This is a genomic window from Richelia intracellularis HH01, assembly GCF_000350105.1.
GTDB classification, from domain to species: Bacteria; Cyanobacteriota; Cyanobacteriia; order Cyanobacteriales; family Nostocaceae; genus Richelia; species Richelia intracellularis.
In genome coordinates this window covers 57,157-72,213 of sequence record NZ_CAIY01000033.1, presented here as the reverse complement: position 1 = coordinate 72,213, position 15,057 = coordinate 57,157, and the positions used below count along the sequence as shown (strand labels likewise).

Sequence of the window (15,057 nt, the reverse complement as noted above, 5' to 3'; positions counted from 1 at the left end):
GTTTTTTTTGGTTAATGTTCGTGGTTTCTATGAGACACTATGAGAGTTGGTGTTTATGACTGAAGTTCCTTATCTTTTAGATATATGGGTGGGGTTGTGGATTGTTTCTGTGTTTTGCCTCCATGGCTGTTGATAGATCCTCTGTTGCAGCGCTGTTTATTAGAAGATATTGGGAGAGGTGACCGTACAACTAATTCCTTATTACGGTCATGTGAAACATTAGTAGAAGCAGAGTGGATAGCAAAAGCACCAGGTGTGATTGCTGGTTTGCCAATTGCAGCTAGAATATTTAAACTTTTAAATGATGAAGTCAATTTTACTGCAACTTTTTCTGAAGGGAAATTTTGCAATTCTGGAGAGACAGTCGCTCAAGTCAGTGGTCCTCTAGATGCTTTATTGATGGGAGAAAGGGTTGCTTTAAATTTAGTAATGCATATGAGTGGTGTTGCTTCCTTAACCCGCCAATATACAGAAAAAGTAGCTGATTTGCCTGTTATTTTTACAGATACACGTAAAACAACTCCAGGACTCAGAATTTTGGAGAAGTATGCTACTCAGGTGGGGGGGGCAGTAAATCATCGTATGGGTTTAGACGACGCCGTAATGATTAAAGATAACCATATTGCTGTGGCAGGTGGGATTGGTGAGGCAGTTGCTCAAATTCGTTCTCGTATACCTTACCCATTAACAGTAGAGGTAGAAACAGACAGTTTAAAGCAGGTTAAAGAGGTATTAGAGCATAAGGTTGACATTATCATGTTGGATAATATGCCTTTAATGATGATGGAAGAAGCTGTACAAGTAATTCGTAAACATAATGACAGGATAAAGATAGAGGCTTCCGGAAATATAACTTTGGAAACCATTCGTGCTACAGCTCAAACGGGGGTTGATTATATTTCCAGTAGTGCACCTGTTACTCAGGCAAGATGGTTGGACTTAAGTATGAAAATTAATGGTTAAAGCAAACACTCATAGTTGTTAATTTAAGTCTTGTATCATTTATTTTACTTTGTACTTGCTAATACTAAGTTCTTGAGAGTATGTACTTAACTCCTCTATTACTCGAGTTGAACAGTCCATTCGAGGAAATCAATACAAAAATCTTTGTATTTTATTTTATTAAATTAATATATTCAAAGGACTACTCAATTTAGACTTACCCTCCTGAAGTTTTAGTGGAAAGCAATTAGCCCAGTATAAATAATGTACTGGGCTAATTGCTTTCCACTTTATTATTTCCAATAAATCATCTATCATAAGCAAGATACCTATTTTTTATTATTCTTTTGAATAAATACCTGCAATCCTAATATTAATAAACCTAAGCTAACTATGCTAAATACACCCATGCCCATTGTTATTAATCCTAATATGGCATTTCTGACAAGGGAGGATATATTTAAAACAAGGAAATTATTAGAGTGAATAGGTTTATTGTCCAAACTAGTAGCAACTGAAATTAACAACCTATACATAGCAAATGCCATTCCCCCAGATATTATTACTCCTATAAAGCAATTAGAAGGAGTAGTAGGAACTTGTGTTTTTGGAAGTTGATTGGGTTTTGTCATTAGAAGGAGGTAAAAATTTTATTCCAAAATCTAAAGTTTCAAGGGACTAATTGAATTCCATGGCCAATTAATTGGGATACGAATAATTCTAGATCCTGGTTAGGTATTGTTTTTCTAACATTATATTTAATCTCTTCTGCTTGTTGTTTGGATTCGCAAAGTGCAAATACACTAGGGCCAGAGCCAGACATCATTGTCCCAAGTACTCCCAAGTTTACAAAAACCTCCTTCAATTCTAAAACAAGAGCGTATTTTGACATAACTACCTTCTCCAAGTCGTTGTACATAAATTGGGCAACTTCCTTAGTATCTCTATTTACAATAGCTTTGACTATATCTCTAGAATGTACTGCTGCTGCACGTGCTGCTAGGCTTTGTGTATCTTTATTATAGATATTCTCAAATTCCTGGCGATGTGTTGTGTATGCCCAAGGAGTAGATACAGCAATACTGCGATATTTTGCTAGTACTATATATATATTTTCCAAACTAGGTAAAGCAGATAGTTGTTCCCCCCTACCAGTCGCAATTGCAGTTCCGCCACCAATACAAAATGGTACATCTGAGCCCAATTTTGCCCCTAGTATTTCTAGTTCTGATTGAGTTAAGCCCAAATTCCACAGTAACCCTACACCCAATAAAACAGCAGCAGCATCGCTGGACCCACCTGCTAATCCTGCAGATACAGGTATATGTTTATTTATTGTAATATTAAGTCCCCCGTGTTTGACAAATGCTTCTGGAAATTCTGAGGTCATTAATGCAGCAGCTTTATATGCAATATTGCTTTTATTCGTAGGTAACTGTGGGTTATCACAACGAATACGAATTCTATCAATACTACTTTTTTGTACATTTATTTTGTCTGCAAGATCAATGCTTTGCAATATCATAATCAATTCATGGTAACCATCAGAGCGATTACCAATAATCTCCAAGTATAAATTAATTTTTGCTGGGGCAATAAGGGTAACACTTTCCATTCTACAAAAAAAGATATAAAGGATATAATGGTTAAAGAGAATCCTTAGATATGTTCATATCAGGGAAGGAGAGATATTATGAAAAGTTTACTTGCTTTTTCCAAAAATACGAAAATATAAGTGATAGGTTGTAAATAACTTAGATATCAGCTTTTCATTTCAGAGTAGTAGTCTGCTTACTTGCATTAAAATGAGATGAAATAGAATACTATTCTTGTAGAATTAAATATTATTAGGTTATTTTCAATAAAAAATAAGTTAAGTTGTTTAGAATTTTACGTTTAGTAGCAAGATTTTCTCTTGGTTAAACTGATAGGTATGTTCATATTTGCTAAGATGTTTTCACTCTCATTACTTTGGTATATAGATAGAAGTATTTAGCAGATTTTATTACTTAATTTTATCCATTGTTGCAGGCTAAGGTCTTCAGCACGAGCATGGGGGTTTATTTGTAGATGTTCTAATAGTTTAATTAAGTGATCACGTTCTATAACTGATTGTAAATTATTACGTAACATCTTCCTCTTTGTCCTAAAACCTAACTTAACTAGAGCCTCCAATTGTTTAGGATTATTTGCAGGCTTACATATTTTCCTGGGATACAAACTAACTATGGCTGAATCAACTTTTGGTTTTGGATAAAATGCTTCAGCAGGAACACTTGCAATCATCTTACATTCTGCCAGATATTGAACCTTAACTGTTAAGGCACCACAATTTCTACTTCCTGGTTCTGCTACTAATCGTTGAGCAACTTCTTTCTGAATCAATAATATAATCAATTCATATGGCTGCTTATTAGGCTGAGAAATTCTGCCTAAAAGCTTTTCAATAATTGGCCCAGTGATATTGTAGGGTATGTTTGCCACTACCTTGTTGGGTTGTTGGCAGATAGAAAGGTTTACCAACGTAGAGGATATATCTAAAGATAAAAAATCTCCCTGCAATAGCAAAAAGTTCTCTTTTTTACCTAATTTATTGACTAATAATTTACATAAATCCTTATCTAATTCTACTCCAACCAAAAATTTCACCAAAGGCAAGAGTCTGCGGGTGAGAATACCCGTACCCGGGCCGATTTCCAGAATAATATCCTGATCCAATTCACAGCATGCTGCTTTAATTAAGTTATTGAGAGCATTTTCACTTTTAAGCCAATGCTGAGCAAGACACCTGCGCGGTTTTACCATCTATAATCTATGTCCACGTCAATTTAATCTTAAAAATCATTTTACTGTTCTTACTTATTTCTTACTATTGATATAATATTCCAGTCAGTAAATTCATCGTATAAATACTACCGCTAATCAAGCTCAAATCTATAATATATTCCATTATTTAATATATTCCATTATTTTTGATGGAACGTAGATATAACCCCAGATAAAAATATACCTTGTCCTACTATTTTATTAACAAAAAAAGATATCAAACATATTTATTGTTTCAGAGAAAACCTACATCAGTATCATCAAAATCTTAAATTGATTGACACTCCAACCATTATCCCTTGATATATATACATGGAAATCGCCAGGGAGTAAAAATCTTTTTATATCCTATTGCTAATTTAAAATATAGAATGTATTTACTGTAAAAGTGGAATTTGTCCTTAATTATGATTAATGATACTCTCAAACAGTCTCTATCACCATGTTATTAGATCAAAATACCTTATTATATACCTAATAGTTGATAACGAATTAATGTTCCTTTCAAAGTCTCATTTTCTGCTTTTAAAACTAAATTTTCCGCTTCTAATTCTTCAACCCTTTTCTTCAAAGCTTCCCTATTAGAGACCGGTTTATTAATCACTACTTCCCGATATATTTCAAGATTTATATTTTTATCCATCCATCTTTGATAAGTTTTGGTATGTTCTTGAACGGTGTGACCCATATAATCGGCCATGGTTTTAATAGGAACTCTTAAGCTGTGACCACGAATAGCATAAGCATGACGTAAATCATAGGGACGAAAACCAATATTAGTATTTCTAAACCTAATTTGAATCTTGGCAGTCTGAGTACTCAACTTTCCAGTAACTTCAGGCATTTTTACATTTTGTAAATCAAATAATTCTATCCAAGGAGGATACAAGGGAGGAATGCCACACTTGCGTTCTCCTGTTTTTGTCCCCCCTGTCAACCTAGGATCAAGATAAACCAAATAAAATTTATTGTCCGGATTACAAAAAGTCTGTAAATCAATAGCAAACAATTCATGAGGTCTTAGTCCATAGCTTGCCAACATCCCATACATCCATTGCCATTGTTTAGGAGTGATTACATTTCCTTTACTAGTATATGGTGAAAGAGGATTACCTATTTGTTCAAAACCTCGAATTATATCTTCATCTGTAGGAATAGAACGTACACTTGGCTGGGGTAAAGGAGTCCCATAGGCATTAATAATTTTTTCTCCATCAAAATTGCAAAAGTTGCAGAATTTCTTTAATTGCCAGACTAAAAAAAACGAGATGAACTATTAGGTTTAGTCTTTTCCAAAGCTGCTTCTAAAATAGGAATAGATAAAGGAACACCCCAATCTAATTTTTTTAAATGTCTGATATAGTGACTTTCCCAAGTACGTAAACCCTGACGATTTTTCTCATGGTTTTTCCAAAACGTCTGCTCATATTCTTCAATCCAACTTCTAACTAACTTCTCTGACTTATGAATATCAGTTAAATTCAACTTCTGAGATTGTTTACCTAATAATTCTCTAGTCCACTGAAATTGCTTAGTAATTAATAATAAATCTAACTCCCTTGCTTTCGTAATTGCTGCTTTCAAGCCCACATCATTTGCAGTAAACCCCAAGGATAAAGTATATTGCTTATTTCCACTTCCATTCTTTCCTACATCACCAGGTTTGCAAGGAAAAGTTCCTTGCAAACCAATAGACTTATAACTGGTAAGTTTTAACTTTACCTTCACCTTATCTAAAATCAAAGCAGTATTAGATCGTTTAACACTATGCTTAATCCTCAAATATTCCCGTTCTACTTTGGCTTCATCATCCTTTAATTCACCTTTCCACTGCTTCCATTTGCTAGGCTTCCACTTATCAATTAGTATTCCTTCCCATTCTGACTTCCGGGGATCATAACCACTAGTTGTTTTGATTGACATAGTAAATTATTGTTAAACTTTTGATTTTTGCTCCCAGATTGAAAATACAAAACTTATAAATTCATAATGTTTATTAAACAATAGTTGTGAACATCAATCATAAAGCCTAAATCAACAATTATTTAGGATAAATAAATATGAACATCAAAAAATTGTCTACTATTTACTTTATTACCGGGGTCACTATTACTAGTATTAGTGGGTGTTTTTCTAGCAAAATCTATCCTCAATCAGATAGAGATAAAACGACTAAGAATAATCATGTATCCCGAAACAGGGAAAAAAAACCTTTTAAATCTAGCGTTACAGGTTTACAAGGAAAATTACCAGAAACATCATCTAAAGGAAAAGTTGTCAGTGCTACGCTATATACTAGTGATCCTCAGTGTCAAAAACTAATTCCCAAAAAAGTTGTAATTTCTGCAGAAAAACCTATTAATGCTGCTATTGCTAGAATTATAAGACAACAAAATAGTAAAGATTTTAGTCTATCCGGTTATCGTACCAGCATGAATAATGGCACATTAACCATTGATTTACGTGTAGCTCCCAAATCTAAGAGGCAAATAATTTCCCTATCAAGTTGTGAACAATTTGCCCTATTTAGCAGCTTACGTAAAACCCTGATCAATAATAATTGGAATATTAAAAAAGTTCATTTCAAACAACTTGGACAAGAGATAATCCTTTGATTGGCAATGATGTTTATTTCAGGTTTTCAATAAACATCATTAAAGACAATTAGAACCTGAAGACTAAACATTAAAACTCATAACCTATATAAGGGCTATAAAACATACTTATTGTTTTCATATTTCTGATCGAGCTTGAATAAGTTAGCAATAGATTACATTAATTACTAAACTTAAGCACTCAAAAAATATTGTGATTAAACAAACCCTATAGCAAAGAGACAAGTTATGTTAAAGGTTTTTATTTACCCTATTATGTAAGTAATTCTAATCTATTGAGGCAACCTACACAAGAATGCTCAGCAATCTTGTATTAGCTTAGCTGAATTCCTCCTATTCTTGACCTTCATAGGAAGTGTGAGAACTATTAAGTAAACTTTAACGGAATAAAGTTCTTAAACTATTGTTCATTAGTAAGAATCCACTGTTGCAAAAGTTCTATGACAATGTCACTCATTTGCCGTTCTTGAGAGGCAGCAAATGATTTTAACCGTCTGTGTAATGATTTGGGAATATAGAAAGTAGTTCGGACATAATTAGGATCAGTACTTTTTGTTTTACAAACAAATTGTTCTAAACCTGCTCGAGACTCATGCCGATTTTGACGACTGCGTACAACTTCAATTAATCCATCAAAACGGTTGATATTTGGCCTTTTATTCATAAAATGCACCTAAACAATTGTTTCTTACCAGTATTTTTACTCTAGAACTAAATCTATTATTTCCTTCCCCACTTCTGTATAACATCGCCAAGCAATTTGGGCATAACTATCTTTGATTGCATTTACAGGTATACCTTCTAATGCAGCACGTTGGAATACAGCTAATCGTCTAATTTGACTCTTAAATACTGGGAACCCAGCATTTTTCAATGTATTTTTTGCTTCTTCCCCTACATTATTAGGATTAGAAGGAACAATAGTTAACAAAATACGATAATTAACTTTATGATATGGCAATGCATACACCATACTTAATGTGGCAGACAGGGCCATTGCATCTGGTGTAGATGGTATTACCAATAAATCACATCCCATTAACAAAGTTTTTAACTCTTTTGCATTTGGTTTTGTTGGAGTATCAATTACAACATGCTCGTAAAGCTTGGCTAATTCTATCCCTTCTTTCTGATCACAGACTTTAAAAGGTAATTCACCTCGATTTGCTAAATCCAAGGTACTTCTATTTAAATCACCATCTACTAGTAATGTATCAACTTGAGTTTGCAAGTATGTTGCTAGGTGAAGGGCTGTTGTTGATTTACCAACACCTCCCTTAAATGCTGCAACAGTAATAATCATTATTTATACTAAACATCTAAACATCTAAACATCTAAACATCTAAACATCTAAATTTAGCATAATTACATACTAATGATTATGCTTAAGCATAATCATTAGTATGTAATACAGTCATAATCTATAATCTGGGTAACTTTTTTGGATTCCTTAACTTTAGTAAAATAATTATGAACTATGCAGAAAATATATCCTGAAAACAGCCAAAAAATCTGTATGTTCTACATGTTATATGTTGTAAGATTAAACAATTCTGGAATTCAATGAGTGCAGAAATAATTTGTATAGGTACAGAACTTCTATTAGGAGATATAGTTAATGGCAATGCTCAATACTTAGCAAAACAATTAGCAAGATTGGGGATTCCTCATTACTATCAAACTGTAGTTGGAGACAATATTGAAAGAATTAAACAAGCAATTGCCATTGGGACTTCAAGGTCACAAATCTTAATATTTACCGGGGGTTTAGGACCTACCCCTGATGATCTAACTTGTGAGGCGATCGCAAGTTTTTTTGATACTACTCTAGAAGAGCGTCAGGAAATCATTGAAGATTTACAGAGGAAATATTCTGCAAGGGGTAGAGTTATGGCCTCTAGTAACCGTAAGCAAGCCTTAATGCCTCAGGGAGCAGAGATTTTATATAATCCTACGGGAACGGCACCAGGAATAATTTGGCAACCACGTTCGGGTATAACTATCCTTACATTTCCAGGTGTTACCAGTGAAATGCATAGGATGTGGGAAGAAACAGCGGTACCTTACCTTCAAAACCAAGGTTGGGGCAAAACAGTGATTTATAGCCGAATGCTAAAATTCTGGGGAGTTGCAGAGTCAACACTAGCAGAAAAAGTAAATCCATATCTCAATCTGTCTAACCCAACAGTAGCAACGTATGCAGGAAAAGGAGAGGTAAAATTGCGAGTGTCTGCTAAAGCGGAAAACTCAGAATTAGCAGAAGCTTTGATTAATCCAGTTACACAAAAAATCCAAAATATTGCCGGATTGGATTATTATGGCGCTGATAAAGATACACTAGCTTCAGTCATTGGAGTTTTATTGTATCAAAGGGGAGAAACTCTGGCTGTAGCTGAGTCTTGTACAGGTGGACTAGTTGGAAAAATGTTAACTGATATTTCTGGAAGTTCAGATTACTTCTGGGGTAGTATAACAGCTTATGACAATAGGGTTAAACAAGAATTGTTAGGAGTTACTTCACAGGATTTGGAAACATTAGGTGCCGTCAGTGCAGTAGTTGCAGAAAAAATGTCTGCAGGAGTGAGATTGCGTCTTGGTACAACTTGGGGTTTAAGTGTTACAGGCATTGCAGGGCCATCAGGGGAGAGTAACAACAAGCCTATTGGCTTGGTTTATATTGGTTTAGCAAGCTCTCAGGGAACAATAAGCTTTGAAAATCATTTTGGTGCATCAAGAGATAGAACTTCAATCCGCCATTTGAGTGCTTGTACTGCACTAGATATATTGCGGAGGGAGTTAATAACCACCAAATACTGAGCTAGAAACTGATAGTTATTAGTCAGATATTCCCATACCCTTACTTACTATTTCCCATAATCGATAATAAATGAATAATTACTAATATCTTGCTGCTCCCTGTATGGGAGAGGTAAGTAACCTTTTCAAAAGGTGCAGGAATGATGTTGCATCTTCACATCAGCAATTTTTTCTCTTTCAATGTAGGCTAGATCTGGTCAGAAACTGTGTAGCTCTCCATAAAGATCATATTTCTCACTAACTCTGCACTATAAGCTTTAAGGGAAAAACCATAATCATGAATTTCTACACTAGTTAGGCAAAGAATTAACAAGTTGGCTATTTTAGAGGAAAGCAACCGAGTTAAGGCTTTATCTTGACGTTTTTCTCACCACCTACGAACTAAATCATAACTCTCATACAACTTTTCTAACATCATTAATATATCAGAAGGATTATTTTGTAAATCTATATCTAAGGTTACAATCATCTCCTCAGTAGCATAATTAAACCCAGCCGCTATTACTATTGTTTGTCCATACTTACGCCGCAAAATAACCGCCTTTAAATTGCCTCGAATTCTTGACTATTTCCTAATAAACTGTACAGAGCAGCGATCAACAGAACCATCATCCACACAGATGAGATTGCTAACAACAAACAAGTAAGGCCAACTGTCTAAGCTTATCTTTAATAGGTACCACCAGAGAAACATCGGGAACAGAAGGTAATAAATAATTTATTTCTGCTAAATTTCTGTTAGAAATGACCTATCCTTACCCTTCGATTTATATATAACTCCAGAAAAGCCTAAAAGTACCATGTATATACCGAAAATAGGACTCTTTTTTTAAAGAGCACCAAAAAATAAAACCTCTCCAGATTCTCGTTCTAATATCTAAATTTTCACTAAAAATTCTTTCTAATGGCAGGTATCACTTGGCAGCCAAATACTCAAAGAGGAAAAAATAACTTCTATCAAACTATAACAATCATATACTGAGATTTAGTAAATATAATATTATTCGAGTTATGGCTTTCTGAGTAAAACCAATTACTTGGGGCAATAATGATTTTTTGATTTCCGAATCGCTCAAGAATCTATCCTCACAGAGATAAGTGTATATAAGTACGGAAGTCTTAATTAGTTGTCATAATGCATAAGCAGCTGCCAATTCTAGTCTGAGTAGCCAAACATTCATACTCAGGGAAATACAAATTTAGATTTGATCAACATTCATACTCATCTATAATGATATTCTTCAATCAAGATGAACAATTAGCACTTCTAGGTGGACAAATTTTAGAAACTACCTGGACGAAGTTTCCCACCCTGGCCCGCAATCAAATTGCTCTGACTTAGATTGTTTATGATTCACCTATACTAGTAAATATGGGTGGCGCTCTTACACCAGATGCTTTTTGGAACTATCCAGTACGTGGATTTGCTTACCGAGGTATAGAAAAAATATATCCTGCCAACATAGTCCAACTATTCTATTTAGTCGCATTACATGAATGGCTAGATAAAAAAATGGTTAGTAGCTCTGTTGAAATAAAACGAGCAATGCGAAACATGATTGTAAATTCTAGTAATAATGCAACAAGTTTAATTGTAGATGTGCTAACTGGCACAACATCTGGACCAGAACTGCCATCTGCACCGTTTGAGACGTGGCAGTATCAACGACAAATTATTAACCGTTATTACCAATCTTTGGATTGGCCTGAGTTAGATAACATTAACATTATGTTAGAAAACCTGGGATGATGGCCCCTATGGAAGGGAGAGGGTTTTCTATGGAGAAACACTAAAAAACCAGAATATGCTAACTACCAATGCCACTGCTATCTTATTACACAGTATTATAGGAGGAGTGGCAGTTTCTAGGAAGCGCTCACAATCTATAATGACTTTATTGGAATACAGCCCCAATCCTAGTAAATTCTCTAAGAGAACCAAAAAAAACCATCTCATAGGAATTTTGGGCAGTGCCTTAACCCAAAATTCCAAAATATGGTCAAAGACCGGATGGGCAAGCAGAGTGCGCCATGATGCAGCATACATTGAAATTCCAGATAAATTTCCCTATTTATTAGTGGTATTCACTGAAGGGGAAAAAAATGCCAGAAATGAGGATATGTTACCCTTTATTTCTCAGCAATTTATGCATAATGCCAATAATTTATAAATTCACGTAAAAAAGTAAGAATGTCACTATATATTTTCGTTAAGAACATCATATTTTCAGTTATAATTTCATGGAAAACAGGGATTACGAAACCCTTAATATGCTGTGGTTAAATGCAGCCTATTCACTTTATCACTAGCTGGTAATTATTATTCCATCAGAGTTTCTAGTTACGTAACATACTTAATTCTCGATTTCTATCCTCCAGCTAAATCAAAATTTATTAGTGAGTGGGCTTGAGCAATTTCAATGTCAGCAAGAAAGTCTCTCAATGCCTAAAATTGGGGAAGATTTGAAGTCAAACAGTTACTAACTTATAAGACTGTGAGATGAATGCTACTGCAAAAAACCAAGTTTATGATATTCACTTCCTATAAATCTGATGAATAACTATGTTTAACTATAATAATTAAATGATAATTATATATATTACAATCACTATAATAGCCATGAGTTAAATTTAGTTGGACAGACTTATAATAAGAAGTCTAAGCTTATTTGAGTAACCTGCTCCTCAATTTAGAGATGTGTAAATAATTTTCAAGATAGTTAATATAATTGTTACTGCTTGAGCAAATAATTGTATCCTAATAAAGTTTTCCTACTCAATAGGGGGGTATGTAAATTATCTATAATAATAACTATCTTAATAATTATTGGGTAAATATTTCAGCAGTTTTTTACTAATTATAAGAATAATATTATATGTTAACTTTGCTAATATAGGCTAATCATATTAATAGGTAATCTGAATTTTTTGACAAAAATAAATAAAAGGGACAATTATAGAAATGCCCCTTAGTTTGATATCTATTTTACAACTTGCTATAAAATTCAATAGAATCCAAAAAGTCAAAAATATCTTCTTTGATTTCTTTGAATTCTTCAGCCAGATTCCTAGGAATATTATCTTCAGGAAAAAATGTATGTTGGCTGGTTATAACATAGAAGAAATGATTATTAATAAAACTTATAAGTCCTCTGTATGCATCCAGTCTGGTAGATTTTCCATTATTGCTGGTTCTAGAAATTGTTGAGCCTTGCGGCATATCAACAATAACGAAAAAAGCTCCCTCCATAACTTCTGCCAGGTACTCTTTATGGTTGACTTTGGCGGCAGCTAAGTTGGCAATAATTGTTTGAGGAACATATTTATCCAATAGAATAGAACGTAAATATTTTTCCTTGCCCTTAGCTTCAATTTCTATCACTTGCTCAGAAGGTAAAGGATAATAATCTATGCGCAATAAAGTACCAGAATCATCAGAAAAACTAACTGAACCGTCCTGGCTGTAAATTCTCGCACCATCTCTAATGTCAACGGGAATAGCAACAGTAAAATTTTTCAAAGGCGATTCATAAACTTCTACATTTAGGGTTTCATCATCTAAATCTTCTGCTTCTTCAAAAGCAAGAATGACGTCATCAATTACCCCTTGCGCCTCATCTTCTTCTACTTCCAAGGCTGACTGGAGTTTTTTTACCAGGGGCATTTTTTCTTTGGGAATGTAAAATCTCCCCATACTATCATCAACGATAACACTGACTCCAGCTGCAAATCCATCCAAAACCAGTTCTTCTGTAATAGACTCATAAGCAGTATTGAAAAGCGCACCTAACCCTTCTGCATTAGCAATCATCACTAATTTTTCAAGCATTGCTAACAAACTTGCATCTGAGTATTGTTCAAAAATCTCAAACCCCCAAATTGTATCTACTAAAAATTCCAATTCCAGTTTACTTAAAGATATATCAGCAGCATTAGTCACAATAGCTATTGCAGCTATGGATTCCTCTGGACTTAGTTTTTCTGTGGATAGATTATCTGATTGAAAAATTTGCTCGTATTTACCCATATCTCAGTCTCTCCATATACTAGTTTTGTATCATGACTGATGGATGCAGCTTATTATCCCCTTATCTTTATTTTGCCCTTTCAATTAAAGCACCTGCTGCTGATAAAAACTGCTTGGCGTAGGTAAAGAACTGTGAATGAAGCAACAGTCCCTCCCCCCTCATTCAAAGCATCTCCAGTAGCATTATTATCAGCAGTTTCCACATTGAATGCAGGCACAAACCACTCCCCTTGCTCCCAAATTAACGATCGCATATTTCCTCTTGATAATAACAAAGCTGCTGCCTTACTTGCCAACTCCTCTCCATTTATAAAAAAACCGACTAGATGTACCGACTAGATGTGGTGTTTTTACTTCATTTGATATTTTATGTTGTATAGGTATGGGATCCAAAATTATCGTTATACCTTCTTTTCTAGCTGCTTCAGTAAACAAACATGCAGCTTTGAAGATATTAACTAGTTTTGCTCGAAACCGGTGAGTCCCTAATCGCTCTAATATTCATGGGAATAAATAAACAAATACAACTTGATTAACATCTTTATCACTTAATACCTTGAAAAAAATGATGCCCCAGTAATATTTTTCCTGCTAGGGGGAATCTTGGAATTTTAGCTAATAAATCTATATTGATACTGCTACACTCATAATTTCAGATTTGACTGTTATCTATATTCTAAATCGGAGTATCCCAGGGAAAAAATTCTATGTAAACTGACACTGACACAGAAAAAACCTAAAATATTTTCGGTCTTTTTTTGTGAGCATTACATTATTAATAAGTTGTGTAAATTGATATTGAATAACAATGTTAAATTTTGCTGAAATTTATTTAGATTGAATTCTAGCACCTTATTTTTACAACTAAAAATAAGGTGCGCGCAGACAAATATCTGTAACGCACCTCATACATAATGTTGAAGAATTAATACCTAGATCCCTGAACCATCAAAAAACTGCTGGATGATTTTATCCTGAATACGACAGGAGGGCGTTTGTGACAAGTGATTTATCAGGATAGAGTCATTTTCTACTTCTACTGATTGTTTTTCCTCTAGGTTTTGGATTTGCTTTTCCATTAATTCAATACGATCAACTAAAGCTCTAATTACTTGTGCTTCTGAATCCGGTAGATTGTTATGTTCCAGGGGTGCAACCCGAACACCAGAACGATATATGACCCTGCCTGGTATACCAACCACAGTACAATCGGAAGGTACATCCCTTAAAACGACAGAACCAGCACCAATACGAACGTTATTACCAATGAGAATATTACCTAATACCTTTGCACCAGCACCAACAACCACATTTTCTCCTAAAGTAGGATGGCGTTTCCCACTTTCTTTGCCAGTACCCCCTAAAGTCACACCCTGATAAATCAGGGTATAATCACCAATAACTGATGTTTCGCCAATCACAACACCCATACCATGGTCAATAAAAACACTATTTCCAACAGTTGCACCAGGGTGAATTTCTATTCCAGTAATAAAGCGAGATATATGGGAAATTAGTCGGGGTACAAAAGGAATACCTATGTTATACAACCGATGAGCCAGCCGATGAAATAACAAGGCTTGTAAGCCAGGATAGCAAAACAGGACTTCTAGCCAATGTCGGGCGGCTGGATCGCGTTCAAAAATAATGCGAAAGTCAGTAAGGAGTGTAGATAGCAAGCTTATTACATCCTCATTTAGCCAAGCAAGTTACCACTATCTTAACCTTTCCAGCAGCATTATTCTCAATAAATATGAGTAAAAAAAGCAAAAGTAAAACAACTATACTAGAGCTTGTTCACGTTAATCACCAGAAATAAATTAAGAGGC

At 34.5% G+C, this 15,057-nt stretch carries 13 protein-coding genes and 2 pseudogenes; 4 read left to right on the top strand and 11 right to left on the bottom strand.

Features of this window, described 5'->3' with window-relative positions:
• Positions 1–84 precede the first annotated feature (84 nt).
• The gene (gene nadC, locus RINTHH_RS04125; RefSeq protein WP_008233239.1) at positions 85–963 is read left to right on the top strand and encodes a carboxylating nicotinate-nucleotide diphosphorylase; all 879 of its coding nucleotides are present in this window, start codon (positions 85–87) and stop codon (positions 961–963) included.
• Between the two features lie 308 nt (positions 964–1,271).
• Here nadC and RINTHH_RS04120 read toward each other — a convergent pair whose 3' ends face one another.
• The 4 genes and pseudogenes from RINTHH_RS04120 to RINTHH_RS10380 form a co-directional block, all read right to left on the bottom strand.
• Positions 1,272–1,574, bottom strand: a complete 303-nt coding sequence (locus tag RINTHH_RS04120; RefSeq protein WP_044304588.1) for a DUF3082 domain-containing protein — start codon at positions 1,572–1,574, stop codon at positions 1,272–1,274.
• 38 nt (positions 1,575–1,612) lie between these two features.
• Complete coding sequence (ispE, locus tag RINTHH_RS04115) at positions 1,613–2,557, bottom strand: 4-(cytidine 5'-diphospho)-2-C-methyl-D-erythritol kinase (RefSeq protein WP_008233235.1); 945 nt, start codon at positions 2,555–2,557, stop codon at positions 1,613–1,615.
• A 377-nt stretch (positions 2,558–2,934) separates the two neighbouring features.
• Positions 2,935–3,747, bottom strand: a complete 813-nt coding sequence (gene rsmA, locus RINTHH_RS04110; protein WP_008233234.1) for a 16S rRNA (adenine(1518)-N(6)/adenine(1519)-N(6))-dimethyltransferase RsmA — start codon at positions 3,745–3,747, stop codon at positions 2,935–2,937.
• 487 nt (positions 3,748–4,234) lie between these two features.
• Positions 4,235–5,691 (bottom strand): annotated as a pseudogene (locus RINTHH_RS10380) (integrase).
• Between the two features lie 137 nt (positions 5,692–5,828).
• Here RINTHH_RS10380 and RINTHH_RS04095 point away from each other — a divergent pair.
• Entirely contained in the window at positions 5,829–6,383 is a 555-nt protein-coding gene (locus RINTHH_RS04095) for a hypothetical protein (RefSeq protein WP_008233228.1), read from the top strand.
• A gap of 400 nt (positions 6,384–6,783) precedes the next feature.
• On the opposite strand, the gene RINTHH_RS04090 is transcribed toward RINTHH_RS04095, so the two are convergent.
• Positions 6,784–7,047, bottom strand: a complete 264-nt coding sequence (locus RINTHH_RS04090) for a hypothetical protein (RefSeq protein WP_008233226.1) — start codon at positions 7,045–7,047, stop codon at positions 6,784–6,786.
• A gap of 36 nt (positions 7,048–7,083) precedes the next feature.
• Positions 7,084–7,686, bottom strand: a complete 603-nt coding sequence (locus tag RINTHH_RS04085) for a ParA family protein (protein WP_008233224.1) — start codon at positions 7,684–7,686, stop codon at positions 7,084–7,086.
• Between the two features lie 261 nt (positions 7,687–7,947).
• Here RINTHH_RS04085 and RINTHH_RS04080 point away from each other — a divergent pair, with 261 nt between their 5' ends.
• Positions 7,948–9,201 (top strand): competence/damage-inducible protein A, encoded by a 1,254-nt coding sequence (locus RINTHH_RS04080; protein ID WP_008233222.1) that lies wholly within the window; start codon positions 7,948–7,950, stop codon positions 9,199–9,201.
• Between the two features lie 367 nt (positions 9,202–9,568).
• Here the strand turns inward: RINTHH_RS04080 and RINTHH_RS11485 are convergent, their stop codons facing one another.
• Together RINTHH_RS11485 and RINTHH_RS11480 are read right to left on the bottom strand one after the other, a co-directional pair.
• Positions 9,569–9,733: a glycosyltransferase gene (locus RINTHH_RS11485; RefSeq protein WP_008233220.1), complete on the bottom strand. Its 165-nt coding sequence runs from the start codon at positions 9,731–9,733 to the stop codon at positions 9,569–9,571.
• Positions 9,734–9,766: 33 nt separating this feature from the next.
• Entirely contained in the window at positions 9,767–9,895 is a 129-nt protein-coding gene (locus RINTHH_RS11480; RefSeq protein ID WP_331270891.1) for a hypothetical protein, read from the bottom strand.
• A 537-nt stretch (positions 9,896–10,432) separates the two neighbouring features.
• On the opposite strand from RINTHH_RS11480, the pseudogene RINTHH_RS04070 reads away from it, so the two are divergent.
• Positions 10,433–11,372, top strand: a pseudogene (locus tag RINTHH_RS04070) (serine hydrolase).
• Positions 11,373–12,187: 815 nt separating this feature from the next.
• Here the strand turns inward: RINTHH_RS04070 and RINTHH_RS04065 are convergent.
• From RINTHH_RS04065 to cysE, 3 genes are all read right to left on the bottom strand, one after another.
• Positions 12,188–13,228: a tellurite resistance TerB family protein gene (locus RINTHH_RS04065; RefSeq protein ID WP_008233216.1), complete on the bottom strand. Its 1,041-nt coding sequence runs from the start codon at positions 13,226–13,228 to the stop codon at positions 12,188–12,190.
• Between the two features lie 80 nt (positions 13,229–13,308).
• Positions 13,309–13,524, bottom strand: coding sequence for a hypothetical protein (locus tag RINTHH_RS04060; RefSeq protein ID WP_008233215.1), 216 nt, complete (start codon positions 13,522–13,524; stop codon positions 13,309–13,311).
• Positions 13,525–14,160: 636 nt separating this feature from the next.
• Positions 14,161–14,907, bottom strand: coding sequence for a serine O-acetyltransferase (cysE, locus tag RINTHH_RS04055; RefSeq protein WP_008233214.1), 747 nt, complete (start codon positions 14,905–14,907; stop codon positions 14,161–14,163).
• Positions 14,908–15,057: the final 150 nt, after the last annotated feature.